Source organism: Microbacterium sp. bgisy189 (assembly GCF_057707225.1).
In genome coordinates, this window is the sequence record NZ_JBYIPT010000003.1 from 176,639 (window position 1) to 201,417 (window position 24,779).

24 protein-coding genes and 1 pseudogene are annotated in these 24,779 nt (G+C 70.9%); 15 read left to right on the top strand and 10 right to left on the bottom strand.

What is annotated here, in order from left to right; translation table 11 throughout:
• Window positions 1-254 precede the first annotated feature (254 nt).
• Complete coding sequence (gene galE, locus AC3ENX_RS06125; protein WP_434810970.1) at window positions 255-1,232, top strand: UDP-glucose 4-epimerase GalE; 978 nt, start codon at window positions 255-257, stop codon at window positions 1,230-1,232.
• A gap of 260 nt (window positions 1,233-1,492) precedes the next feature.
• Here galE and AC3ENX_RS06130 read toward each other — a convergent pair whose 3' ends face one another.
• On the bottom strand, window positions 1,493-2,452 hold the full coding sequence (locus AC3ENX_RS06130; RefSeq protein WP_434811142.1) for a LacI family DNA-binding transcriptional regulator: 960 nt from the start codon (window positions 2,450-2,452) through the stop codon (window positions 1,493-1,495).
• 222 nt (window positions 2,453-2,674) lie between these two features.
• Here AC3ENX_RS06130 and galT point away from each other — a divergent pair, with 222 nt between their 5' ends.
• The 4 genes from galT (at window position 2,675) to AC3ENX_RS06150 (ending at window position 6,617) form a co-directional block, all read left to right on the top strand.
• The gene (galT, locus tag AC3ENX_RS06135) at window positions 2,675-3,778 is read left to right on the top strand and encodes a galactose-1-phosphate uridylyltransferase (RefSeq protein ID WP_434811143.1); all 1,104 of its coding nucleotides are present in this window, start codon (window positions 2,675-2,677) and stop codon (window positions 3,776-3,778) included.
• Window positions 3,775-4,950 carry a galactokinase gene (galK, locus tag AC3ENX_RS06140; protein ID WP_434810971.1) on the top strand — a complete coding sequence of 392 codons (1,176 nt, stop codon included), beginning with the start codon at window positions 3,775-3,777 and terminating at the stop codon, window positions 4,948-4,950. Before galT ends, galK begins: the two co-directional genes overlap by 4 nt.
• A gap of 144 nt (window positions 4,951-5,094) precedes the next feature.
• The gene (locus AC3ENX_RS06145; RefSeq protein ID WP_434810973.1) at window positions 5,095-5,931 is read left to right on the top strand and encodes an alpha/beta fold hydrolase; all 837 of its coding nucleotides are present in this window, start codon (window positions 5,095-5,097) and stop codon (window positions 5,929-5,931) included.
• 47 nt (window positions 5,932-5,978) lie between these two features.
• Window positions 5,979-6,617, top strand: a complete 639-nt coding sequence (locus tag AC3ENX_RS06150) for a YdcF family protein (protein ID WP_434810974.1) — start codon at window positions 5,979-5,981, stop codon at window positions 6,615-6,617.
• On the opposite strand, the gene AC3ENX_RS06155 is transcribed toward AC3ENX_RS06150, so the two are convergent.
• The 3 genes from AC3ENX_RS06155 to AC3ENX_RS06165 are packed head-to-tail and all read right to left on the bottom strand — an operon-like array spanning window position 6,580 to window position 9,474.
• Window positions 6,580-7,524, bottom strand: coding sequence for a DNA-methyltransferase (locus AC3ENX_RS06155; protein ID WP_434810975.1), 945 nt, complete (start codon window positions 7,522-7,524; stop codon window positions 6,580-6,582). The two genes, AC3ENX_RS06150 and AC3ENX_RS06155, sit on opposite strands and share 38 nt — an antisense overlap.
• The gene (gene lplAB / locus AC3ENX_RS06160) at window positions 7,521-8,570 is read right to left on the bottom strand and encodes a lipoate-protein ligase LplAB (protein ID WP_434810976.1); all 1,050 of its coding nucleotides are present in this window, start codon (window positions 8,568-8,570) and stop codon (window positions 7,521-7,523) included. The genes AC3ENX_RS06155 and lplAB overlap by 4 nt, the downstream gene beginning before the upstream one ends.
• Before the next feature lie 16 nt (window positions 8,571-8,586).
• Window positions 8,587-9,474 (bottom strand): alpha/beta hydrolase, encoded by an 888-nt coding sequence (locus AC3ENX_RS06165; protein ID WP_434810977.1) that lies wholly within the window; start codon window positions 9,472-9,474, stop codon window positions 8,587-8,589.
• Window positions 9,475-9,535: 61 nt separating this feature from the next.
• Between AC3ENX_RS06165 and AC3ENX_RS06170 the strand changes: the two genes are divergently transcribed.
• Window positions 9,536-9,997, top strand: a complete 462-nt coding sequence (locus AC3ENX_RS06170) for a MarR family winged helix-turn-helix transcriptional regulator (RefSeq protein ID WP_434810978.1) — start codon at window positions 9,536-9,538, stop codon at window positions 9,995-9,997.
• A 5-nt stretch (window positions 9,998-10,002) separates the two neighbouring features.
• On the top strand, window positions 10,003-11,331 hold the full coding sequence (locus AC3ENX_RS06175; RefSeq protein ID WP_434811144.1) for an MFS transporter: 1,329 nt from the start codon (window positions 10,003-10,005) through the stop codon (window positions 11,329-11,331).
• A 1-nt stretch (window position 11,332) separates the two neighbouring features.
• Here AC3ENX_RS06175 and AC3ENX_RS06180 read toward each other — a convergent pair whose 3' ends face one another.
• From AC3ENX_RS06180 to AC3ENX_RS06195, 4 genes are all read right to left on the bottom strand, one after another.
• Window positions 11,333-13,000 carry an ABC transporter permease gene (locus AC3ENX_RS06180; RefSeq protein ID WP_434810979.1) on the bottom strand — a complete coding sequence of 556 codons (1,668 nt, stop codon included), beginning with the start codon at window positions 12,998-13,000 and terminating at the stop codon, window positions 11,333-11,335.
• A complete protein-coding gene (locus tag AC3ENX_RS06185; protein ID WP_434810980.1) occupies window positions 12,997-13,983 on the bottom strand; it encodes an ABC transporter ATP-binding protein in 987 nt (328 codons plus the stop codon). The genes AC3ENX_RS06180 and AC3ENX_RS06185 overlap by 4 nt, the downstream gene beginning before the upstream one ends.
• 11 nt (window positions 13,984-13,994) lie before the next feature.
• Entirely contained in the window at window positions 13,995-14,699 is a 705-nt protein-coding gene (locus AC3ENX_RS06190; protein ID WP_434810981.1) for a TetR/AcrR family transcriptional regulator, read from the bottom strand.
• Window positions 14,700-14,766: 67 nt separating this feature from the next.
• Window positions 14,767-15,033, bottom strand: a complete 267-nt coding sequence (locus AC3ENX_RS06195; RefSeq protein WP_434810982.1) for a hypothetical protein — start codon at window positions 15,031-15,033, stop codon at window positions 14,767-14,769.
• Between the two features lie 199 nt (window positions 15,034-15,232).
• Between AC3ENX_RS06195 and AC3ENX_RS06200 the strand changes: the two genes are divergently transcribed.
• Window positions 15,233-15,559, top strand: a complete 327-nt coding sequence (locus AC3ENX_RS06200) for a hypothetical protein (RefSeq protein ID WP_434810983.1) — start codon at window positions 15,233-15,235, stop codon at window positions 15,557-15,559.
• 15 nt (window positions 15,560-15,574) lie between these two features.
• On the opposite strand, the gene AC3ENX_RS06205 is transcribed toward AC3ENX_RS06200, so the two are convergent.
• Window positions 15,575-16,573: a LacI family DNA-binding transcriptional regulator gene (locus AC3ENX_RS06205; RefSeq protein WP_434810984.1), complete on the bottom strand. Its 999-nt coding sequence runs from the start codon at window positions 16,571-16,573 to the stop codon at window positions 15,575-15,577.
• 134 nt (window positions 16,574-16,707) lie between these two features.
• Here AC3ENX_RS06205 and AC3ENX_RS06210 point away from each other — a divergent pair, with 134 nt between their 5' ends.
• From AC3ENX_RS06210 to AC3ENX_RS06240, 7 genes and pseudogenes are all read left to right on the top strand, one after another.
• Window positions 16,708-17,088 (top strand): L-rhamnose mutarotase, encoded by a 381-nt coding sequence (locus AC3ENX_RS06210; RefSeq protein ID WP_434810985.1) that lies wholly within the window; start codon window positions 16,708-16,710, stop codon window positions 17,086-17,088.
• Entirely contained in the window at window positions 17,085-18,251 is a 1,167-nt protein-coding gene (rhaI, locus tag AC3ENX_RS06215) for an L-rhamnose isomerase (protein WP_434810986.1), read from the top strand. The genes AC3ENX_RS06210 and rhaI overlap by 4 nt, the downstream gene beginning before the upstream one ends.
• 1 nt (window position 18,252) lies before the next feature.
• Complete coding sequence (locus AC3ENX_RS06220; RefSeq protein WP_434810987.1) at window positions 18,253-19,173, top strand: alpha/beta hydrolase fold domain-containing protein; 921 nt, start codon at window positions 18,253-18,255, stop codon at window positions 19,171-19,173.
• A 43-nt stretch (window positions 19,174-19,216) separates the two neighbouring features.
• Window positions 19,217-21,253 carry a bifunctional aldolase/short-chain dehydrogenase gene (locus tag AC3ENX_RS06225; RefSeq protein ID WP_434810988.1) on the top strand — a complete coding sequence of 679 codons (2,037 nt, stop codon included), beginning with the start codon at window positions 19,217-19,219 and terminating at the stop codon, window positions 21,251-21,253.
• Between the two features lie 118 nt (window positions 21,254-21,371).
• A complete protein-coding gene (locus AC3ENX_RS06230) occupies window positions 21,372-22,793 on the top strand; it encodes a rhamnulokinase (RefSeq protein WP_434810989.1) in 1,422 nt (473 codons plus the stop codon).
• 59 nt (window positions 22,794-22,852) lie between these two features.
• Window positions 22,853-23,197 carry a hypothetical protein gene (locus AC3ENX_RS06235; RefSeq protein ID WP_434810990.1) on the top strand — a complete coding sequence of 115 codons (345 nt, stop codon included), beginning with the start codon at window positions 22,853-22,855 and terminating at the stop codon, window positions 23,195-23,197.
• A gap of 110 nt (window positions 23,198-23,307) precedes the next feature.
• Window positions 23,308-24,284, top strand: a pseudogene (locus AC3ENX_RS06240) (NAD(P)H-dependent flavin oxidoreductase).
• Between the two features lie 109 nt (window positions 24,285-24,393).
• On the opposite strand, the gene AC3ENX_RS06245 reads toward AC3ENX_RS06240, so the two are convergent.
• Window positions 24,394-24,777: a VanZ family protein gene (locus AC3ENX_RS06245; protein ID WP_434810991.1), complete on the bottom strand. Its 384-nt coding sequence runs from the start codon at window positions 24,775-24,777 to the stop codon at window positions 24,394-24,396.
• Window positions 24,778-24,779: the final 2 nt, after the last annotated feature.

Here is a 24,779-nt window from a genome sequence, read left to right on the forward strand (position 1 = left end):
CGATTCCCGAGACGAAGCCCGTCGGAAGCTCCTGCTTCCGGCGGGCTTCTGTCGTGTACTGGCCGTCGGTCGTGTACCGGTCGTCGGAACGCTGACGTGGCTCGACGCGGTCGCGAAGATGACGAGCGCCGTTTGCGCCTCGGCGCGGTTCCCCTGTTGAGTGGTGGGAGGTGGGAGTGTGTTGCCGCCGGTTCGCATCGAACTGATAGCATGTTTACGTCAACACACCGCGCGATCGCGAACGAAGGAACGACATGAGCTGGCTCGTCACGGGAGGCGCCGGATACATCGGCGCACACATCGTCCGCGCACTGCGAGATGCGGGCATGAGCCCCGTCGTCATCGACGACCTCTCCAGCGGCCACGCGGCGTTCGTGCCGGAGGGCGTGCCGTTCGTGCAGGGGACGATCCTCGACCGCGACCTGGTCACCTCGACGCTTCGCGACCACGGCGTGACCGGCGTCATCCACGTCGCCGGGTTCAAGTACGCCGGCGTCTCGGTGCAGCGCCCCCTCCACACCTACGAGCAGAACGTCGACGCCACGCGTATCGTGCTGCAGTCGATGGCGGATGCCGGTGTCACGAACCTCGTGTTCTCCTCCAGCGCGGCCGTCTACGGCACGCCCGACGTCCCGCTCGTGACCGAAGACCTGCCCAAGCGCCCCGCCTCCCCGTACGGCGAGTCGAAGCTCATCGGCGAATGGCTCATCCGCGACCAGGCCGTCGCGACCTCGGCATCCGACGCGCCCCTGCGGCACACGTCGCTGCGGTACTTCAATGTCGTCGGCTCGTCCGACAAGGCCGTCTACGACACGAGCCCGCACAACCTCTTTCCGATCGTGTTCGAAAAGCTCATCGCGGGCGAGACGCCGCGCATCAACGGCGACGACTACGACACCCCCGACGGCACCAATGTGCGCGACTACGTGCACGTCGGCGACATCGCGGCCGCCCACGTCGTGGCCGCCCAGCGCCTCGCCGGCGGCGAGCCCGTCGAGGCCGCGTACAACCTCGGGTCGCAGAACGGCCTGTCGGTGAAGCAGATCATGGACGCCATGGCCCGGGTCACCGGCATCGACTTCACCCCCGAGATCGGGCCGCGCCGTCCCGGCGACCCCGACCGCATCGTCGCCACCGGCGAACTCGCCGCCCGCGACCTCGACTGGCAGAACCGCTACACCGTCGACGAGATGGTCCGCACCGGCTGGGAGGCCCGCCGCGCCGCCCTCTGACGGCCCGTCCCCGTTCAGTACTCGGGCTCGCCGCCTTCGGCCATTTGCGGCCACGGTTCGCGCGGAGCCGGTTCAACATTCAGTCCCGTAGCCCGTGCCACCCGTCACGCGCCGCGAGATTCCGCGGGGCGGCAGCGCCGACGTGGCCGCAAAGACTGAATATCGAACGGCGACGCTCCGCGAACGGCGACGCTCCGCGAACGGCGGTGCACCGTGCATGGCGGGCACGACGAACCGCCGGGCTCCGTGAACGGCGACGCTCAGCGCCGGGCGGTGCTCGCGCGCACGACGAGGGTCGCCGGCAACGTCTCGACGCTGCTCCCCTCGCCGTCGATGGCGGCGACGAGGGCGGTGACGGCAGCGGCGCCGAGTGCGTCGAAGTCCTGGCGGACGGTGGTCAGCGGCGGGCGGTAGTCGGCGGCATCCGCGACGTCGTCGAACCCGACGACACTGACCGCACCCGGCACGTCGCGGCCGGCGTCGGCGAGGGCCCGCAGCGCACCGAGCGCCATCTGGTCGTTGGCCGAGAACAGGGCGGTCGCGGCCGGGTCGAGGCCCGCTGCGGCGGCGTAACCGGATGCCGCGGTCCACTCGCCCCGAAGCACCTCGGGTTCGGGGGCACCGGCCGCGTGCAGCGCCTCGCGCCAGCCGCGCGCGCGCTCATCGGCGGCGAACGATCCGGCCGGACCGGCGAGGTGGTGCACGGTCGGGTGTCCGAGTTCGAGCAGGTGCGCCGTGGCGGCACGGGCCCCGCCGGCGTGGTCGGTCTGCACGACCGAGAACCGCGAGTCGGCAGGCGAATCGACGACGACGACCGCGAGCCCCGCCGGCACCGACGCACCGCGGGCACGGGCGGTGGCCTCGTTCAGCACGATCGCGCCGTCGACGCCCTGGTCATGCAGCCGTTCGAACGCGTCGGCGATGTCGTCCCCGGCCGCGGACGTGACGACGGTCAGGGTGTAGCCGCGGGTCGCGGCGGCATCGGCGATCGCCTGCAGCATGCGCGAATTGCCGACGGATGCCAGCGTCGACACGACGAGGCCGATGGCCTGGGTGCGGCCGGTGCGCAGGGCCCGGGCAGCGCGGTGCGGCCGGTAGCCGAGGTCGGTCATGGCCTGCTCGACGCGACGCCGGGTCTCGGGGTCGACGCGGGGCGATTCGTTGACGACGCGGCTGACGGTCTGGCCCGACACCCCGGCGGCGGCGGCGACGTCCGCCATCGACACGCGCTTCTGCATCCCGCACCTCCCTGAGCGTCCACCGCGTCGGTCGGCGCGGCTCCGAACTCCTGAGAATCCGTACGTGTTGACGATAACACGGTCTGCGAGTACCGTGTTGACGTGAACATTCCGGAGAACGCACCCGAAGCGACGCCCGCGACGGATGCCGCAGCCCCAACGGCCGTCACCCTCGGCGCCGGCGTCGTCAAGCGCCCCACGCGGCTGGCCGACGGCCGCGAGCTCATCTACTTCGACGACCCGAACACGACGCTCGGTGCCGAGCGCGGCGTCGATGCCCGCACGCTCGACCCCCGCCCCGCCACCGCGACGATGCGGCAGGACGTGCTCACCGGCGACTGGGTCTCGGTCGCCGCGGCGCGGCAGAACCGCGCGTTCCTGCCGCCTGCCGAGCTCGACCCGCTCGCCCCGCAGACCCCGACGAACCCGTCCGAGATCCCGTCGCTGTACGACGTCGCGGTCTTCGAGAACAAGTCGCCGTCGTTCGGCCCGGCCCTCGCCGAAGCCGACGGCATCCACCCCGCCGCGAGCGACGCGCCGCGCGGCCTCGACGACCTCGCGCACCTCGGCCTCGGACGCACCCGCACGAGCGTCGGCCGCTGCGAGGTCGTGTGCTTCTCACCCGAGCACGCCGGCTCCTTCGGCACCCAGTCGGTCACGCGTGCCCGCACCGTCATCGAGGCGTGGGCCGACCGCACCGCGGCGCTGTCGGCACTGCCCGGGATCGAGCAGGTGTTTCCGTTCGAGAACCGCGGCGAGGCGATCGGCGTGACCCTGCACCACCCGCACGGGCAGATCTACGCCTACCCCTACGTCACGCCGCGCACGCAGCGACTGCTCGACTCGGTCGACCGCACGGGCCCCGACCTGTTCCAGCGCATCCTCGAGTTCGAGCAGAACGGCCCCCGTGTCGTGCTCCAGGGCGAGCACTGGACCGCGTTCGTGCCGTTCGCCGCTCGCTGGCCGATCGAGGTGCACCTGCTCCCCCACCGCCACGTGCCCGATTTCGCGGGGCTGACGGATGCCGAGCGCGACGAGCTCGCGCCCCTCTACCTGCGGCTGCTGCGCGGCGTGGATGCCCTCTACGACACCCCCACGCCGTACATCGCCGCGTGGCATCAGGCACCCGTGCACGTCGGCCGCGACAGTGTGCGTCTGAATCTGCAGCTGACGAGCCCGCGCCGCGCGGCCGACAAGCTGAAGTTCCTCGCCGGATCCGAGGCGGCCATGGGCGCCTGGATCGGCGACGTTCCGCCCGAGACCGCCGCTGAGCGGATCCGCGCAGCCATCGAAGGAGTCACGCTGTGAGTGCAGCATCCGCCGCATCCGATCTGTTCGTCTCGCTCACCGGTGCCGCAGCCGCGGGCGCCTGGTCGGCGCCGGGGCGCGTGAACCTCATCGGCGAGCACACCGATTACAACGACGGGTTCGTGTTCCCGTTCGCGACGCCGCACCGCACGCACGTCGCGCTCGGCGAACGTGAGGACGGCCGCATCCGCGTCGTCTCGACGTTCGACGTCGAGCCGGTCGAGGTCGCCCTCGCCGACCTCGACGCGCTGTTCCCGGCCCGCCGCGACGAGATCGTCGAGTGGGCCCGCTATCCGCTGGGTGTCGCGTGGGCGCTGCTGCAGGCGACCGGCACCGATCCGGCATCCGTCACGGGCGTCGACCTCGCGTTCGCCTCCGACGTGCCGGTGGGCGCGGGGCTGTCGTCGTCGGCGGCGATCGAGGGCGCGACCGCGTCGGCGCTGAACGACACGTGGGGGCTTGAGCTCGACCGCGTCGCGCTCGCGCAGGCCGGGCGCCGCGCCGAGAACGAGGCCGTGGGCGCCCCGACCGGAATCATGGACCAGATGGCGTCGATGCTCGGCCGTGCGGATGCCGGCATCTTCCTCGACTGCCGATCGTTGGATGCCGTCGTCACAGACCTCGGCTTCGCCGCCGCGGGACTCGAGCTGCTGGTCATGGACACGCGCGTCAAGCACTCGCACGCCACCGGCGGCTACGGCGAGCGCCGTGCCGCGTGCGAGCGGGGCGCCGAGCTCATGGGCGTGCCCGCGCTGCGCGATCTCTCGGTCGATGACCTGGCGCGCGCCGCCGAGCTGATGGACGACGTCACCTTCCGCCGCGTCAAGCACGTCGTCACCGAGAACCAGCGCGTGCTCGATGCCGTGCGCACGCTGCGCGAGCAAGGCCCGCGGGCGATCGGCGGCCTGCTGGATGCCTCGCACACCTCGATGCGCGACGACTTCGAGATCTCGGTGCCCGAACTCGACCTCGCCGTTGAGACTGCGCGCGCCGCGGGTGCGATCGGCGCCCGCATGACCGGCGGCGGGTTCGGCGGCGCGGCGATCGCGCTCGTCGAGCGCGACGCCGTGACCGAGGTCTCGGTCGCCGTCGAGAACGCGTTCGACGAGGCCGGTTACTCCGCCCCGCACCTGTTCACCGTCGCCCCGTCGGCGGGCGCCGGCCGCGACTGAGAGCGCCGGCGGAGCTCCGTTTGCGCCGCGTGCCGGCGTGAACATCCGATGACGGCACTGTCAAGTCCTGGAAGCGGCCGCGCCGTCGCCGTAACGTCGAGTGCGGCACCGGCAAACCGGCCGTGCGCCCGAAAGGAGCATCCCGTGGCATACGTGACCGTCGCGACCGAGAACTCGGTCGACATCGACCTCTTCTACACCGATCAGGGATCGGGGCAGCCGGTCGTGCTCATCCACGGGTTCCCGCTGAACGGCGAGTCGTGGGGCAAGCAGCAGGCGGCCCTGCTGGATGCCGGCTATCGCGTCATCGCGTACGACCGCCGCGGGTTCGGGGCCTCGACGAAGGCCGGGTCGGGGTACGACTACGACACGTTCGCAGCCGACCTGCACGCACTGCTCGAAGAGCTCGATGTGACCGACGCGGTGCTCGTCGGCTTCTCGATGGGCACCGGCGAGATCGCCCGCTACCTCTCCCGGTACGGCTCGGCGCGCATCGCGAAGGCCGCGTTCCTCGGCTCGCTCGAGCCGTTCCTGCTCATCACCGACGACAACCCTGACGGCGCGGGCGACCAGGCCTTCTTCGACGGCACCGCCGCCGCCGTCCGCGATGACCGCTACGCGTTCTTGACGGGCTTCTTCCGCGACTTCTACAACCTCGACGACCTGCTCGGCGAGCGCATCTCGCAGGAGGCGGTCGACGCGAGCGTCGCCGTCGCGAACCACGCCGGCAACATCGCGATCGCAGCGGCGCCGCTCACCTGGCCGACCGACTTCCGCGCCGACATCCCCGAGATCACCGTGCCGGCGCTCATCGTGCACGGCACGGCCGACAACATCCTGCCGATCGACAAGACGGCGCGAAAGTTCAAAGACCTCCTCCCCGACGCCGTCTACGTCGAGATCGAAGGCGCCCCGCACGGCCTGCTGTGGACCCACGCCGCCGAGGTCAACGAAGCACTCCTCGCCTTCCTGCGCTCGTGAGCGGTCGCCGCGAGACGTCACGAATGTCACGTTCTGGGCGCGAAACCGTGACATTTGTGAAGTTTCGCGTGCTGGCGGGGCTGGTTGCGGCGGTCGTCGTGTGGGCGGAGGTGGATGCGTGGTGCACGGCGCGCGCCGACTATCCGGCGCAGCGGGTGGACGGGCCCGGCGACGACGTCGTGCTCGTGCTCGGGTACCCGTCGCGCCGCGACGGCCGGGCGGGGCTGCTGCAGCGGTGGCGCACCCGCATCGCCCGCCGCTCGGCACCGGCCGATCCGCTCTACGTCTTCACCGGGGGCGCCGTGCGCGGCGAGATTCCCGAGGCGGTCGTCATGGCCGCGTACGGTGAACGGCTGGGACTCACCCCCGACCGCATCGCCCGCGAGACCCGCGCCACGACCACGCGCGAGAACCTCGCGCTGTCAATGCCGTGGCTGCGCGACGCCCGCAGCATCCGCATCGCCTCCGACACCCACCACGCGCGCCGCGCACGCGGGTACTTGCGGGCGTCGGAACCGCACCTGTGGGCGCGGCTCGCGCCGACGGCCGACTTCCGCCCGCTCGAACTCGGGCCGTTCCGGCCGGTGCTGACGGTCTACAACCTGCTCGCCCGCCGCGTCGCGGATCGGCGCGATGCGGCGCGCGCAGTCACGCCGGCGTCGCGTGCGGCATCCGCTGCCGCATGACCGCGATCGCCTCGGAGCTGTGGTCGACGAGGATGCTGCGACGCCCGAGCGCCGAGGCCACCGCGCCGGTGGTGCCGCTGCCGGCGAACAGATCGACGACGAGGTCACCCGGGCGCGAGGATGCCTGCACGATGCGCCGCAGGATGCCCTCGGGTTTCTGGGTCGGGTAGCCGGTCTTCTCGCGCCCCGAGGTCGGCACGATCGTGTGCCACCACACGTCGGTCGGCAGCTTGCCGCGCGCCGCCTTCTCGGGCGTCACGAGACCGGGCGCCATGTACGGCTCGCGGTCGACGGCGTCGCTGTCGAACCAATACCCCTTGGGATCTTTCACGTACACGAGGATCGTGTCGTGCTTCGTGGGCCAGCGGCTGCGTGATTTGGCGCCGTAGTCGTACGCCCAGATCAGTTCGTTGAGAAAGCAGTCGCGGCCGAACACGGCATCCAGCATCACCTTCGCGTAGTGCGCCTCTCGGTAGTCGAGGTGCAGGTACAGCGTGCCGTCGTCGGCGAGCAGCCGCCACGCCTCGCGCAGCCGCGGCTCGAGGAAGTCCCAGTAGTCGTCGAACCGGTCGTCGTAGGTGCGCAGCGCACCGCGCGTGCGGGCGTACGCCGTGCCGCGGAACCCGCCCTTCACGGGGCGCGCCCGATCCGACGGTGCCGAACTCCTGAGTTCTTGCACCGGACCACCCGAAACCGCCGCTTCGGACGCCTCCCGTGACAGAAACTCAGGAGTTCGGACGGCGGACTCGATGGCACGACCCTGCGGGCGACCGGTGTTGAACGGCGGGTCGAGGTAGACGAGGGTCGCGCAGCCGGCGGGCAGCGTGCGGGCGATCTCGAGGTTGTCGCCCTGGTGGATCTCAACACTCGCCGGCGCGGGCGGGACGGGCGAAACCTGCCCGGTCACGGAACCCGGTGCAGCCACGCGTCGGTGGAGAACTTCGCGTCGACGAGGGCCTGGGCCTCGGCGTACTCGTCGTCGCTGATGGTGCCGGGTTCAGCGCCGTAGAGGGTCGAGAAGGTCTCGATGAACCGTTCGATGATCTGCTCGCGGGGCAGGCCCGTCTGACTGCGCAGTGGGTCGACCCGCTTTGCGGCAGAGGTGGTGCCCTTGTCGCTGAGCTTCTCGCGGCCGATGCGCAGCACCTCGGTCATGACCTGACCGTCCATGTCGTAGCTGAGGGTGGCGTGATGCAGGATGCCGCCGTTCGCGAGCCGCTTCTGTGCGGCGCCGCCGATCTTGCCGTGGGCGGAGGCGATGTCGTTGAGCGGCTGGTAGACGGCGTCGATGCCGAGCGAGCGCAGCGCCTGCAGCACCCAGTCATCGAGGAACGCGTACGAGTCCGCGAAGGTCATGCCGGCGACCAGTGAGCCCGGCACGTAGAGCGAGTAGGTGACGATCGAGCCGGCGGCCATGAGCATGGCGCCGCCGCCCGAAATGCGGCGCACGACGTCGAAGCCATGCCGGGCGGCACCGTCGGGGTCGACCTCGTTGCGATACGACTGGAACGAGCCGATGACGACGGCGGACTCGTCCCATTCCCAGATGCGCAGTGTCGGCTTGCGGCGGCCGTCGCCGACGCGGGTGGTGAGCACTTCGTCGAGCGCGAGGTTCATGCGCGGCGAGACGGCCTTCTCGTGCAGCACCTCCCACTCGAAGTCGCTCCAGCCGGGGGCGGTGACGAGTGCGCGGCGCACGGCGGTGCCGACCGACTCGGGCGTGAAGCCGAGCAGTTGTGCGCCTTCGGGCAGCGCGCCGCGGACGGCTGCGGCGATCGCGGCGACGTCGGAGGTCACCGGCATCCCGTTGACGGCGGCGTCGATGTCGAGGAGGGCGTCGTCGGGCTCGAGAAAGAAGTCACCCGCGAGGTGGAATTCGGCGATCTTGCCGTCGCGTTCTTCGAGGTCGACAACGACGAGCTTTCCGCCCGGAACCTTGTACTCACCGTGCATGGTTCCAGCCTAGGCTTCAGGGGCGTGAGGGGATGCGGGCATCGAGCCACGCGAGCAGGTCTGCCCGCACTTCGGCCTGCGAGACGTCGTTGAAGATCTCGTGGCGGATGTCGGGGTAGACGTACGTGGTCACATCGGTCAGCCGCGAGCGGTCGCGGTAGGCGGCGGCGAGCTTGTGTACGCTGCGGGGTCCGCCGACGGAGTCGTCGCGGCCGACCATGAGCAGCACCGGCACGTCGCGGCCGAGGTCTTTGCGCGGGCGGCCGTAGAGGCGCGCGGCGTCGATCGGCCCGAACAGCTGCAGCAGCGGGGTCGAGGTCGTGAGCGGGTCGTCGAGGAACGCGCGCCCGACCTCGAGGTCGCTCGCCAGCCATTCGGTGCCCATGGCGTCGGGTGCCTTCCAACGGGCGTTGAGGTCGCCTGCGTTGAGAGACCCGGGCCAGCGCAGCGCAGAGCCGGAGAGCACGACGGCGTCGTAGGCGTCGGGGTGGTCGTTGAGCAGCATCTGCGACAGGAAGGATCCCCACGAGTGCCCGATGAGCACGAGCGGAAGGTCTGGATGCTGCTGCCTGATGAGCCGCGTGAACTGCCAGCAGGCCTCGAGGGTGGCGGGGATGCCGCCGGGCCCGAGTCGTCCGAGTCGGGTGGCGTCGTCGTCGTGCTGTCCCATGCCGGTGCGGCCGTGGCCGCGGTGGTCGTCGGCGTAGACGTGGAATCCGGCGGCGCTGAGGGCCTCGCCGAGGGCGGCGTAGCGGCCGGCGTGCTCGCCGACGCCGTGCAGCAGCTGCACCGCGCCGCGCGGGGTGCCCTGCGCGGGGTAGACGTCGTAGACGATCTCGATGCCGTGGGCGTCGATGTAGCTGTGCTCGCCGGCGGTGACTGCGCTGTCGGGGGTCGAGGGCATGCGCTGAGTCTAAGGCCGCCGCTTTCTTTAGCATGACTAATGAGCTATGCTAAGTATTCGCATGAAGACCGCCGCATCCTCCCCCGCAACACCGCTCTCCCCCACCGACGACGCGCGCGCTGCCGCCGACCTGCGCATGGCCACCTTCCGCCTGGCCCGCCGCCTGCGCTCGCAGCGCGCGGTCGACACGATGAGCGACGGCCAGTTCGCCGTGCTCGCCGCGCTCAAGATCCACGGCCCCCACACCCTGGGCGAACTCGCCGATCGGGAGCGCGTCTCCGCGCCGTCGATGAACCGCACGGTCAACTGCCTCGAAGAGAGCGGCTACCTCTCTCGCACCCCCGACGAAGACGACCGCCGCAAGGTCAACATCGACCTCACGGATGCCGGCCGCGACGTCGTCGAAGAAACGGTGCGCCGCCGGGACTCCTGGCTCGAACACGCGCTGGCAGAACTCACCGACGAGCAGCGGGCGACCTTGGCATCCGCCGCCGAGATCATGACGGGGGTGGCCGCCCGATGAAGAACATGTTCCGCTCGTTCGCGTCGTTCAACTACCGCGTCTGGTTCATCGGCGCGCTCGTCTCCAACGTCGGTGCCTGGATGCAGGCGACCGCGCTCAGCTGGGTGGTGCTGACCGAGCTGACCGACAACGACGCGGGCGCGATGGGCATCACGATGGCGCTGCAGTTCGCGCCGCCGCTGCTGCTCGTCGGCGTCACGGGCTGGGTCGCCGACCGTTTCGAACGACGCAAGCTGCTCATGGTGACCCAGTCGGCGCTGCTGCTGCTGGGCGCCGCGATCGGGGTGCTGCTGCTCGCGGGCGTCATGACGCTGCCGCTCATGTACACGTTCGCGCTCGTACTCGGCGTGATCGCCGCGTTCGACAATCCGGCCCGGCAGGCCTTCGTCAGCGACCTCGTCGCGCGTGACTTCGCGTCGAACGCCGTCGCGCTCAACGCCGCGTCGTTCAACGGCGCCCGCATGATCGGCCCCGCCGTCGCGGGCCTCGTGATCGTCGCGGTCGGCACGGGTTGGGTGTTCCTGCTGAACGCGATCACCTTCCTCGCGATGATCGTGGCGCTCGGGCTCATCCGCACCGACGAGCTCATCCCCCGCGCGAAGGCAACGGGCGCATCACGCCTGGCCGACGGCTTCCGCTACGTCGCCGGCCGCTCCGACCTCGTCGTGACCTTCGTCATGGTGTTCCTCCTCGGCGCCTTCGGCATGAACTTTCCGATCTTCGCCTCGACGATGGCGCTGGAGTTCGGCCAGGAGGCCGACGGCTACGGCCTGCTGAGCTCGATCCTCGCGGTCGGTTCGCTCGCCGGCGCCCTGATGGCCGCCCGCCGCGATCGCGCCCGCATCCGCATGGTGATCGTGGGCACCGGCATGTTCGGCGCCGCGGCCCTCGTCTCGGCGTTCATGCCGAGCTACTGGCTGTACGCGCTCACGCTCATGTTCACGGGCTTCGCGGTGGTCACAACGCTCACGACCGCCAACGGCTACGTGCAGACGACGACCGACCCGCCGCTGCGCGGTCGCGTGCTCGCGCTGTACATGGCGATCCTGCTGGGCGGCACGCCGATCGGCGCACCGATCGTCGGCTGGGTCGCGGATGCCTTCGGGCCGCGCGCGGCGATCCTGCTCGGCGCGGGCTCGGCGTTCCTGGCCTTCGCGGTCGGCCTCACGTGGCTCATCGTGTCGGGGCGGCTGCACCGCCACCAGTCGCGCCGGTTCCGCCTCTCGCTCGACGAGACGCGGCCGATCGCGGTGGCGGCACCCGAAGAGTTCAGCGACCAGATCGCGCAGACCACGCCGATCCGGCTGCCGGACACTCCCCGCGCCACGCGCTGACTCAGGCCCCGCCGCGCAGGTCGCGGCGCCGGTACGCGACGAGGGCGAGGGCGGCGATGACCGCGGCGATGCCGGTGAGCACGACGATCGCGACAGCCGACACCTCCCCTCCGGGGTACCGGCCGATGTGCGCGAACGGCGACAGGTTCTCGACCCACTCGGGCACGTCGAGCATCTGCCCGAAGAAGCCCATGAAGAACGAGAACCCGAACAGGATCCACGCGAGCCCGAGCCAGCGCGGCGCGGCGCCGTAGAGCAGACCTGCGACGGCGAGCACCACCCACGCCGCGGGCGCGTGCACCGTGTGCCCCCACACCACCTGCCAGAACAGGTCGCCGCTGCCGGTCGACAGCACCACGCCGAGCGCCTCACCAAAGCCGCCCGCCAGCAGCAGGACGACGATGCCGAGGGCTGCGACGCCGAGCCACGATCCGAGCCACCCCGGCCGCGACACGGCCGCGGCGAGCACGGGTTCGCTGCGGCCGTCGTCCTCCTCCGAGCGCAGACCTTGCACCGACAGGATCGCGAAGATCGCCGTGATCATGCCGATCAGCAGCCCCATCATGCCGAGGTAGCCGGTGAGCATGTCGTCCTCGCCGCCGAACAGCGCGAGCACGGCTGGTGGCGCGTCGGAGAACCCGTCGATCATCGCCTGCGTGAACGACCCGTACACGAGCCCCATCGCGAGCATGGATGCCGTCCACCCGATGATCGCGGCGCGCTGCAACCGGAACGCGAGCGCAAACGAAGATGCCAACCAGGCAGCTGCATGCGGCGACCCGCGGCGCGGCGGCACGAGCCCGGCGGCCAGGTCCCGGCGGTCCGCGAGCGCGAAGCCGATGACCGCGAACACGACGAAGCACGCGATCGACAGCAGCAGCGGCATCCAGTCGTCCGCGCCGAACGGCACGACCTTCTGCGACCAGCCGAGCGGGCTCAGCCACGACAGCCATGCGGCGTCGGTGTCTTGCGCCTGCGCCATGTCGCCGAGCCCGCGGACGACGAATGCAGCGCCGAGCACCACACCCGCGATGCTCGATGCGGTGCGCGAGAACGCCGTGAGCTGCACGCAGGCCGCGGTGATGCCGGCGAACGCGAGCCCCGCAGCGCCCACGGCGGCGCCGAGCGCGAACGACCCTGCCGGGTCGAAGCCGAGACCGACCAGCATCGCCCCCATGAGCACCGCGATGACGATGTTCATGAGTGCGGCGACGGTGAGCGCGGCGCTCAGGGGCGCGTGGCGGCCGACGACGCTCGCCCGCACGAGTTCGGCGCGGCCCGACTGCTCTTCGACGCGGGTGTGACGGGCGATCGTGAGGATGCTCATGATCGCGGCGCCGATCATGAGGTACAGGCCGTAGGTGCCCGCCAAGAACAGCCCGAGCGACAGGTCGTAGCCCGCGAAGCCGGGACCCATGAGCAGCGCCGCGGCCGGGTTGCTGCTGAGCACCGCGAACGCCTCGAGGTCGGAGGCCTCGGGAAAGACGATCGGCAGCACGGTGGAGAAGTACGCCAGCAGCATCGTGAGGCCGAGCGTCCACGACGGGAACCGGATGCGGTCGCGCCGCAGCATGAACCGCAGCATGTTGCCGTAGCCGGTGAGTGCACCGCCGGGGCGGGATGCCGCGGGCTGAGCGCTCCGCCGTACCCGGGTGTCGACGGCGGTCATCGCGCACCGTCCAGCGCCGCACCGTCCAACGCCGCACTGGCGCGGTGCTCGGCGAGCTCATCGCCGTAGTGGCGCAGCAGCAGCTGCTCGAGGGTCGGCGGGGTCGCCGTCAGGCCTGAGACGCCGAGCGCTGCGAGGTCGCGCACGACGGCGGGCAGCGCCTCGCCGTCGACCTCGAACCGCACCTGGTCGCCCTCGCTGCGCACGTCGTGCACGCCCGGCAGGTTCGCCAGCGCGTCGGCGGGACGGTCGGTGAGCACCGTGAAGCTCGTGCGGGTGAGGTGACGCATCTCCCGCAGACTCCCGGTTTCGACCACGACGCCCTGCCGGATGATCGAGATGCGGTCGGCGAGCACCTCGACCTGCGCGAGGATGTGGCTCGACAGCAGCACGGTGCGCCCGGCATCCACCGCTTCGCGGATGCAGGCCTGGAACACGGCCTCCATGAGCGGGTCGAGCCCGGCGGTCGGCTCGTCGAGCAGCAGCAGGTCGACGTCGCTGGCGAGCGCGGCGATGAGCGCGACCTTCTGCCGGTTGCCCTTCGAGTAGGTGCGGCCCTTCTTGCGCGGATCGAGGTCGAACCGGTCGACGAGCTCGTCGCGGCGGGCGCGGTCGATGCCGCCGCGCAGCCGACCGAGCAGGTCGATCGCCTCGCCGCCGGTGAGGTTCGGCCACAGTTCGACGTCGCCGGGCACGTAGGCGAGGCGCCGGTGCAGCGCCACGGCGTCGGTCCACGGGTCGTCGCCGAAGATGCGGACGGTGCCGCCGTCGGCGCGCAGCAGGCCGAGCAGGATGCGGATCGTGGTGGACTTGCCGGCGCCGTTCGGGCCGAGGAAGCCGTGGACTTCGCCGCGGTCGACGACGAGGTCGAGGCCGTCGAGCGCGACGACGGAGCCGAAGTGTTTGCGGAGCCCTGCGATCTCGATGGCGGGCGCATCGGTGCCGGTGCGAGCGGCGCGGCGGGTGGTGGGTGCGGTGGACATGGTGTTCTCCTTCAGTCGGTGGTGGATGCGGTGGCGGCGGCATCCATCGGCGGATCGGAGATGTACTGCAGGTACTTGTCGAGCATCGAGTGGTCGGTGAGCAGACCCTCGGTGTACAGCTCGAGGCCCGCGAGGCCGAGGCGCTGCAGCGCGGCATCCCAGAACGCTTCGCTGTCGACGGCGTCGGAGTCGGGAGCGTAGAGCACTTCGAGCAGCAGGTTGCCGAGCGTCGCACCGACGAGGAACCGGATGCGGTTCCGTTCGTCGCGACTGGGGACGATCAGGCCGGATGCGACGCCTTCGGCCATATAGGCCAGGGCGTCGTCGGTCATGTGGTCGACGAACGCGCGGGCGGTGTCGCCGCCGGCCTGGAACGAGCGCAGCACGTACAGGATCATGGGCCGGTACTCGGCGGCGCGGGCCATCTGTGTGAGCAGCGCGCCGGGCGGATTGGCGCCGCCGACGACGGCGCTCTTGTTCTCGCGGATGATCTCGAACACGTGCGCGTCGCACGCGGCGTGCAGGCCGTCCTTGGATCCGAAGATCTTGATGATCGCGGGCGCGGTCACCCCGGCATCCGCCGCGATCGCCCGCAGGTTCGCGTCGAACCCGTCGCGCCCGAACCGCGCGATCGCCGCTCGCCGGATGCGCGCCCGCGTCGTCAGATCGGCCTCGGTCGCCCGGTGTCGCCGCGTCCCTCCCCATGGTGAACTCATGTTCACCACGGTAATCACGTGTTCACCGCGCGCGCAAGGGGGCGCCCTGCTCGACAGGCGGCGCCACCTACCGCTCGTCGAGCTGCGGCTCCACCACTCGCGTCCGGCCGGCGATCGCGGCATTCACCTTCGCGTGCTCGTTGATCGCTGTGACGATGAACGCGACGGGCAGGAAGGTTCCCGCGACGGCCAGACCCCCGATGTGCCCGTTCATCAGCATGATGAGGACGGCCCCGAGCACGCACAGTCCCTCGATGATCCAGGCGGCGATCGTCAGCTTCCGCAGGGTCCGGATCGGCTTGAGGTCGGCATCCACCTGCACACTGTTCGTCATGCCCGCATCGTACTGAACCCGACTGTTCCTGCTCGACTCGGCGTCGTACCCTGCTGTGATGGGTGATCGACAAGCAGTTCGGCTCACCCTCGCCGCCACGCTGGTGGTCGCCGCTCTGACGGGTTGCGCATCTCCCTCCTCTCCGGCGACCCCGACAGGCAGCACATCCGATGCAGCCGAATGCGGCACGTTCGCGTTCATGACGTGGGAACCTGGTGGCGGTGAAGCGTCACGGCGTGAGGTGCTGGAGGGAATGCTTCGCGGACACGAGCGTCTCCGCGAATCGCCCGGACCTGCCGACGAGCGCTCAACGCCGGAAGATGTGATCCTGACGATCGAAGCCGCCTTGAACTCGCTGCCCCGGGTAGAGGCGAACGCATCCCCGACCAGCCTCGTGGTCGTGCCCGCCGTGAGCGACGACGGCGTACAGCTCGGCCAATTCGTCATCGACTGGGATGGCGAGAGTTACATCATCACCGAGTACTCGATCGACCACGTTGCCGGGGAGCCGTGCGCGGCGTCCTAGCCAGACCTGCTCGCGTCAGCCCGCGGTGCTGGCGCGGACGACGAGCTCGGGACGGAAGTGCACCTGCCGGGCGGGAGCATCCGGGGCGTCGAGGGTCTCGAAGAGCAGTTCGACGGCGGTCGAGCCGATCTCGCGCGCGGGCTGGCGGATCGAGCTGAGCGGCACGACGGTGGCGGCGGCGAACGCGATGTCGTCGTAACCGATGAGCGCGATGTCGTCGGGCACGCGCACACTCGACAGGATCGACAGGCCCTGCAGCGCACCGACGGCGAGCAGATCGTTGGCGCAGAAGACGCCGTCGGGTCGGTCTGCGGCATCCCGTCGTGCGAGCGCTTCGCCGGCTTCGCGCCCCTGCAGCACGTCGAGCGCCGTCGATTCGAGCACTTCGAGCGTCGCGTCTGAGAATTCTGAGACGGCGCGGCGGGCACCATCCAGACGGTCGGCGACCTGCCGGATCGACAGCGGGCCCGCGACGTAAGCGATGCGCCGCCGCCCGAGGGAGAGCAGGTGCGAGACGGCAAGATAGCCGCCCTCGACGTCGTCGACCGACACCGACGGGGTCTGCCCGTCTTCGGCGTCGACGAGCACGACGGGCACGCCGGCGGCGCGGAGTCGCTGGATGCGGTCGGGGTCGAGCTGGTTGGGCGTGAGGAGCACGCCATTGACGCGCTGCTCGCGGAACAGGTCGAGGTAGGCCTGCTCGCGATCGGCGTCCTGGTCGCTGTTGCCGAGCAGCACCGAGATGCCCTGCGCGGCCGCGCGTTCTTCGGCACCGCGGGCGACCTCGGCGAAGAACGGGTTGCCGACGTCGAGCACGACCAGTCCGAGGCTGCGGCTGCGTCCGGCGCGCAGTTGACGGGCGGCGTCGTTGCGCACGAAACCGAGTTCGGCGATCGCCGCCTGCACGCGCTCGACGGTGGCCGGGGCGACCTTGTCGGGGTGGTTGAGCACGTTCGAGACCGTGCCCACCGAGACGGATGCCGCCTGTGCGACGTCTCGAACGCTGACCGCCATCGGTCCCCCTTGTTGGTTGTTGACGCGAGCCTATCGGAGGGTCTAAAGTTTGAAACGATTCATTGAATCGTTGAACAGATGGCCCCTTGAACGATCCCCTCGAACCCGCGATCGGTCCCACGAAGGAGTGCGACATGACCACCCGCGTCTGCTTCCAGCTGCAGATCCACCCCGACCTGCTCGACGAGTACATCGCCCGTCACTCCCCGGTCTGGCCCGAGATGCTCGCCGAGATCGCCGCGGCCGGGCGTCGCAACTACTCGCTGTTCCTCGGCGACGGCGGCCGGCTCATCGGCTACTACGAGACCGACGACGACGAGGCCGCCCAGCGCTACCTGGCCGCGTCCGACGTCGCCGCCCGCTGGGAGGCCGAGATGGCCCGCTTCTTCGTCGGCCTCGAAGGCCGCCCCGACCAGGCCGCCACCCCCCTCACCGAAGTCTTCAACCTGTACGACCAACTGGCGGCATCCAGCGCCGCCGGCCCGACCACCACCCCTGAAAGCGACGCATCGTGAGCATCCTCTCCCCCCAGATCCAAGACCAGCTCGCCGGGCAGGGCATCGAGCTGCCCAGTTGGGCTTTCGGCAACTCGGGCACGCGCTTCCGCGTGTGGACGACCGAGGGCACCCCGCGCGACCCGTTCGAGAAGATCGCCGATGCCGCGAAGGTCCACGAGCTGACCGGTCTCGCCCCGTCGGTGGCGCTGCACATTCCGTGGGACAAGGTCGACTCGTACGACGACCTGCGCCGTCACGCCGAAGACCTCGGCGTGAAGCTCGGCACGATCAACTCGAACACCTTCCAGGACGAGGACTACAAGTTCGGCGCCCTCACGCACGAAGACGACCGCATCCGCCGCAAGGCCATCGACCACCACCTCGAGTGCGTCGACGTGATGGATGCCACGGGCTCCCGCGACCTGAAGATCTGGCTCGCCGAGGGATCGAACTACCCGGGCCAGACCGACATGCGCGCCCGTCAGGACCGCCTCAACGACTCGCTCCGCGAGATCTACGCGCGTCTGACCGGCGACCAGCGCCTCGTGCTCGAGTACAAGTTCTTCGAGCCGTCGTTCTACCACACCGACGTTCCCGACTGGGGCACCTCGTACGCACAGGTGGCGACCCTCGGCGACCGCGCGATGGTGTGCCTCGACACCGGGCACCACGCCCCCGGCACGAACATCGAGTTCATCGTGATGCAGCTGCTGCGCCTCGGAAAGCTCGGATCGTTCGACTTCAACTCGCGCTTCTACGCCGACGACGACTTGATCGTGGGCGCCGCCGACCCGTTCCAGCTGTTCCGCATCCTGTTCGAGGTCGTCCGCGGCGGCGGACTGAACAACCCCGACGTGGCGTTCATGCTCGACCAGTGCCACAACATCGAGGCGAAGATCCCGGGCCAGATCCGCTCGGTGCTCAACGTGCAGGAGATGACGGCACGCGCTCTGCTCGTCGACCGTGACGCCCTCGCCGCCGCGCAGTCGGCGAACGACGTGCTCGGCGCGCAGGCCGTGTTCATGGATGCCTTCTACACCGACGTGCGCCCCGCCCTTGCCGAGTGGCGCGCCTCGCGCGGCCTGCCCGAAGACCCGATGGCCGCCTACGCGGCATCGGGCCACCAACAGCAGCTCGAAGCCGACCGCGTGGGCGGCACCCAGGCCGGCTGGGGCGCCTGAAATGACGTCCGTCGCGCAGCCGTATGCCGCGGCCGACGGGCTCGTGCGCGTGTACCCGGCGGGCGAACCGGACGGCACGGGGCTCGTATGGGCGCACGGCGGCGGGTTCGCCGGCGGCGACCTCGACATGGCCGAATCGGATGCCGTGGCCCGCGCGCTCGCGGCATCGGGCACGACCGTCGTGAGCGTCGACTACCGGCTCGCACCGACCCCGGCCGCGTGGGCGGCGGCTGCAGGCGTGCCGCAGCACGACGGCGTGCACTACCCGGCGGCGTCCGACGACCTCGTCGCGGCGTGGCAGTGGACGGTCGCGAACGCGGATGACCTCGGCATCCGCTCGCTCGCCCTGGGCGGCACGTCGGCCGGTGGTAACCTCGCCGCCGGTGCCGCGCTGTGCCTGCTGCACGGTGCTCGCAACGGTGGGACCGAAACGCTCCCCGACCTCGTGATCCTCGCCTACCCGACGTTGCACGCGGTGCAGGCGACCCCGTCGCCCGACCTGCGCGCGGCGCTGGATGCCGACCCCGAAGCCGATCGATTCGGCCCGGCGGCGGTGCTCGGCATGTACGAGAACTACCTCGGCGGACCGGTGGTCGGCGCCGACGTCTACGCCATCCCCGGGCTCGCCTCGACGGCCGAGCTCGAAGGGTTCCCCCGCACGTACGTCATCAACGGCGACGTCGACGAGCTGCGCGTCTCGGGCGAGGCGTTCGCCGCGTCGCTGGCCGCAGCAGGTGTCGACGTCGAGGTCGAACTCGAGCCCGGTACCCAGCACGGGCACCTGAACCGTCCCGAAGCTCCCGCGTTCGCGGCATCCATCACGCGCATCCGCGCCCGCCTCGCAACGCTGGCCGACACGACCCTCACCCCCACCCCCGCCGCTCACCTGTCGCAATCGTCGCCCTCGATCCACGGATCGTGACAGGCGAGCAGCCGACACAGACCACCCCCTGAAGGAACCCACCATGACGAACCCCACCGCCGCTGAGCTGATCGCGCGAAGCAACCGCCTGGGCGCCGACCCCAAGAACACGAACTACGCCGGCGGCAACACGTCGGCCAAGGGCACCGAGACCGATCCGGTCACCGGCGAGCCCGTCGAGCTGCTGTGGGTCAAGGGCTCGGGCGGCGACCTCGGCACGCTCAAGCCCGAGGGGCTCGCGGTGCTGCGCCTCGACCGCATGCGCGCGCTGGTCGACGTCTACCCGGGTGTCGACCGTGAGGACGAGATGGTCGCCGCGTTCGACTACTGCCTGCACGGCAAGGGAGGCGCCGCCCCGTCGATCGACACCGCCATGCACGGACTGGTGGATGCCGCGCACGTCGACCACCTGCACCCCGACTCGGGCATCGCCATCGCGACCGCCGCCGACGGCGAGGAGCTCACCGCCAAGATCTTCGGCGACAAGGTGGTGTGGGTGCCGTGGCGCCGCCCCGGCTTCCAGCTCGGGCTCGACATCGCCGAGATCAAGGCGCAGAACCCCGCGGCGATCGGGTGCATCCTGGGTGGCCACGGCATCACCGCGTGGGGTGACACGAGCGAAGAGTCGGAGGCCAACTCGCTGTGGATCATCGACACGGCCGCGGCCTACATCGCAGAGCACGGCAAGGCCGACCCGTTCGGCGGCGTGCGTGCCGGCTTCGAGGCGCTGCCCGAGGCCGAGCGCCACGCCCGTGCTGCGGCACTCGCGCCGACAATCCGCGGGATCGCGTCGACCGACAAGCCGATGCTGGGCCACTACACCGACAGCGATGCGGTGCTCGAGTTCCTGGCATCCGAGCAGGCGCCCGCCCTCGCGGCGCTCGGCACGAGCTGCCCCGATCACTTCTTGCGCACGAAGGTGAAGCCGCTCATCCTCGACCTGCCGGCCACGGCATCGGTGGAGGACCAGATCGCCCGCCTGCACGAACTGCACGCCGCGTACCGCGAGGACTACCAGGCGTACTACGACGCCCACGCGACCGCCGAGTCCCCCGCGATCCGCGGCGCCGACCCGCTCATCGTGCTCGTGCCCGGGGTCGGCATGTTCAGCTACGGCGCGAACAAGCAGACCGCGCGCGTCGCGGGTGAGTTCTACGTCAACGCGATCAATGTGATGCGCGGCGCCGAGGCGCTGTCGACGTACACGCCCATTTCGGATGCCGAGAAGTTCCGCATCGAGTACTGGGCGCTCGAAGAGGCGAAGCTGCAGCGCATGCCGAAGCCGAAGACCCACCAGGGCCGCGTCGCGTTCGTCACCGGCGCCGCCGGGGGCATCGGCAAGGCCATCGCGGTGCGCCTGGCGGCAGAGGGCGCGTGCGTCGTCATCGCCGACCTCGACCTCGAGAAGGCGCAGGCCGCCGCTGCCGACCTCGGCGGCACGGATGTCGCGATCGGCGTCGCGGCGAACGTCGCAGATGCCGACGCGATCCAGGCGGCGCTGGATGCCGCGGTCCTCGCCTTCGGCGGCGTCGACCTCGTGATCAACAACGCGGGCCTGTCGCTGAGCAAGCCGCTGCTGGAGACGACCGAGAAGGACTGGGACCTGCAGCACGACGTGATGGCGAAGGGCTCGTTCCTGGTGTCGAAGGCGGCCGCGAAGATCCTCATCGACCAGCAGCTCGGCGGCGACATCATCTACATCTCGTCGAAGAACTCGGTGTTCGCCGGCCCCAACAACATCGCGTACTCGGCGGCCAAAGCCGACCAGGCCCACCAGGTGCGGCTGCTGGCCGTCGAACTCGGCGAGTTCGGCATCCGCGTCAACGGCATCAACCCCGACGGCGTCGTCCGCGGCTCCGGCATCTTCGCGTCGGGCTGGGGCGCCAACCGCGCCGCGACCTACGGGGTCGCCGAGGAGGACTTGGGCCAGTTCTACGCCAACCGCACCATCCTCAAGCGCGAGGTCGTGCCCGAGAACGTCGCCGACGCCGTGTTCGTGCTGACCGGCCCCGAGCTGAGCCGCACCACGGGACTGCACATCCCCGTCGACTCCGGTGTCGCCGCCGCGTTCCTGCGATGAACAGCGTCGCGGCGTTGCGCGTTTCGTCTCGTCGCTTCGCTCCTCGCGGGGCGACCGAGATGTCCCAACCGGTCGTTGAGCGAGCGCAGCGAGACGAAACGTGGCGAGGAGCGACCTCATGACCGGCGGCGTCGTCGCGGCCGTCGACCTCGGCGCGACGAGTGGGAGGGTCATGATCGGGCGGGTCGGCGATGGCGTGCTCGAGCTTGAGCAGGTGGCGCGGTTCCCGAACGGGCCGGTCGCGGATGCCGACGGCTCGCTGCACTGGGACTTCTCGGCGCTCCGCGGGCACATCGTCGCGGGGCTGCGCGAGGCGCTGCGCCGTGAGCCGGGCATCGCGTCGATCGGCATCGACTCGTGGGCCGTCGACTACGGCGTCATCGAGGGCGGCGAGCTGCGCGGCGAGCCGTTCCACTACCGCGACGAGCGCACCACGGCAGGGGTCGAGGCGGTGCACGCGCAGGTGCCGTTCGACGAGCTGTATCGCCGCAATGGCCTGCAGTTCCTGCCGTTCAACACGCTGTACCAGCTCGCTGTCGAGCGCGGCCTCGACACCGCGGACGGCGTGTTGCTGATCCCGGATCTCGTCGCCTGGCTGCTCACCGGCGCGGTCGCCGCCGAGCGCACGAACGCGTCGACGACCGGCCTGCTCGACGTGTCGACAGGCGCGTGGGATGCCGACCTGGCGCAGCGCCTCGGCATCCGCACCGACCTGCTGCCCCCGCTCGTCGACCCCGGCGCCGCGCTCGGCACGACCCGGACCGATGGCCACGACGGTGTCGGCGCCGAGGTGCCGGTCATCGCGGTCGGGTCGCACGACACGGCGTCGGCGGTCGTCGCGGTGCCGATGTCGGATGCCGCGACCGCCGCGTACATCTCATGCGGCACGTGGGGGCTCGTAGGGGTCGAGCTCGACGAGCCGGTCGTCACCGACGCCGCCCGCGAAGCGAACTTCACGAACGAGGGCGGCGTGGACGGCCGCATCCGGTTCCTCCACAACGTCACGGGACTGTGGCTGCTGAGTGAGTCGGTGCGCGCGTGGGAGGCCGAGTCCGGCGAGACGATCGACCTGCCCGCGCTGCTCGCCGAAGCCGCTGCCGTCGAGGGCGACATTGCCGTGTTCGACGCGAACGACGAGTCGCTGTCGGCGCCGGGCGACATGCCCGCACGCATCGCCGCGCTGCTGCGGCGGGATGGCAAACCGGTGCCCGAGACGCGCGCCGGGTTCGCCCGGGTGATCGTCGAGTCGATCGCGGCGGCGTTCGCGGATGCCGTGGCCACCGCCGCATCCCTCAGTGAACGCACGCTCGAAGTCGTCCACGTCGTCGGCGGCGGGTCGCTGAACCGGCTGCTGTGCCAGTCGACCGCCGACCGCACCGGTCTGCCGGTGCTCGCCGGCCCGGTCGAGGCGACTGCCCTCGGCAATGTGCTCGTGCAGGCCCGCGCCCACGGCTGGTTCGGCGAGCACGCGACGCTCGAGACCCTGCGTGCCGCGGTGCGGGCGTCGGTCGACCTGCAGCGCTTCGAACCGCGTAGCTGACACGTTTCGTCTCGCTGCGCTCGCTCAACGACCGGCGCGTGGCCTGCGAGAATCGGGGCATGGGACGATCCGACGCGCAACGTGTACTCGATGCGACGCTTCTCGACGTGTTGCGGTACTTCCGAGACGATGTCGAGGTCTTAGGGGCATGGGTCGAATCCGACACGTCGATCTGCGTCGTATACCGGCGCACGATCGATCCCGAGCTCATCCTCGGCGGGCGGTTCACGTTCCCGCCGCACGCAGCGCCCGACGATCCCGAGTCGTCTGGCCAGGCGTTCGCTGAAGAACTGCGGGAACCGATCGGCGTCGGCGGATTCCGTGGTGCCGTCGACGCGGCCGGAACGCACTGGCTCGGCATGGCGGAACCACCCGCCTGCCCGTTCGGCGCCGCGGCACGCTGAGGGCGCGACGCCCCCCCCCCCCCCCCCCGCGGAAGCTCCCAGCGCGGCATGCTGGAGGCATGACGCTCTTCGAACTCGACCGCCCGATCGTCCTCGGCCCGTTCGGCGGCATGTCGTCGGTCGCGCTGACCGCGGCGGTGAGCGAGGCGGGCGGGCTCGGGTCGTTCGGGCTGTACGGCTACTCCCCCGAGCGCATCCACGAGACGGTGGCCGCCCTGCGCGCGGCAACCGACCGCCCGTTCGCCGTGAACCTCTGGGTGCCCGCCGGCGACGAAGTCCCCGCCGACCAGGTCGACCTCACCGAGCCGCTGCGCACGGTCGCGCCGCTGTACGAACGGCTCGGCATCCCTCTCCCCTCCGGCATCCCGTCGGCGCCCGACGTCGACGCGCAACTGGATGCGGTGCTCGAGGCCGCCCCTGCGGTCACGAGTTTCGTGTTCGGCATGCCGCCGCGCGCGTGGGTGGACGCGGCGCACGAGCGCGGCACCCGGGTCGTCGGTGCGGCGACGACGGTCGCCGAGGCACGCGAGGTCGAGGCGGCCGGGGCGGATGCCGTCGTCGCGAGCGGCTTCGAGGCCGGCGGGCATCGGGTGAGCTTTCTGCAACCGGCGGAGCGGTCGCTCGTCGGCCTGTTCTCGCTGGTGCCGCAGGTCGTCGACGCCGTCGACATCCCGGTGATCGCGGCGGGCGGCATCGCGGACCGGCGCGGGTCGCCGCCGCGTTCGCGCTCGGCGCCGACGCGGTGCAGGTCGGCACCGGGTTCCTGCGCACCCGCGAGTCGGCGGCGAGCGCCGCGCACCGCGCCGCACTGGATGCCGTCACCGACGCCGGCACGGTCCTCACCCGGGCGGCGACGGGGCGGCTGGCCCGCGGCATCCGCAACACCCTCATCGAGACGGTCGAGTCCGGCCCGATCGCGCCGTTCCCGGCGCAGGCGTGGGTGGTCGGGGCCCTGCGGACAGAGGCGAACCGTGTCGGCGAAGGCGACCTGCAGTCGCTGTGGTCGGGCCAGTCCGCCCCGCTCGCCCGCCTCGACACGGCGGCCGAGGTGTTCGCCGAACTCGCCGCCGGGCTGCCCCGGGCCTGACGCCCCGGCATCCCGCACCGCAACAGGAGAAATCACCGCAACAGGACGTTTCGCGCCGGATCATCCTGTCCTGGTGATTTCTCCTGCGCTGCGAACGCGACCAGCGCGGCTACCCGCCCGCGCGTCGCCGCGCCGCACCTCGCGCCGAGAGCCAGATCGCGGCCCAGCCCAGCCCCACCCCGATGAGGTCGGCGACGACATCCCACGGGTCGGCGGCGCGATCGGCGAGCAGCCAGCCCTGCAGCAGCTCCGACCCGATCGCGTGCACCGTGAGCACGATGGCGAGCGGCACCGCCCGGATGCCGGCGAACATGCCCGTGATCATGATCGACGCGAAGCTCGCCGCATGCGCGACCTTGTCGAGACCGCCCGGCAGCCCCGGCCCCGGCTGCGACGGCGCGAACAGACCGTACAGGTTCGCGGCGCACGCGAGCGCGAACAGCACCCACGCGGCGGTTCGCCATCGGTCGCGCGCGAGAGGCTCCGAACCCACGC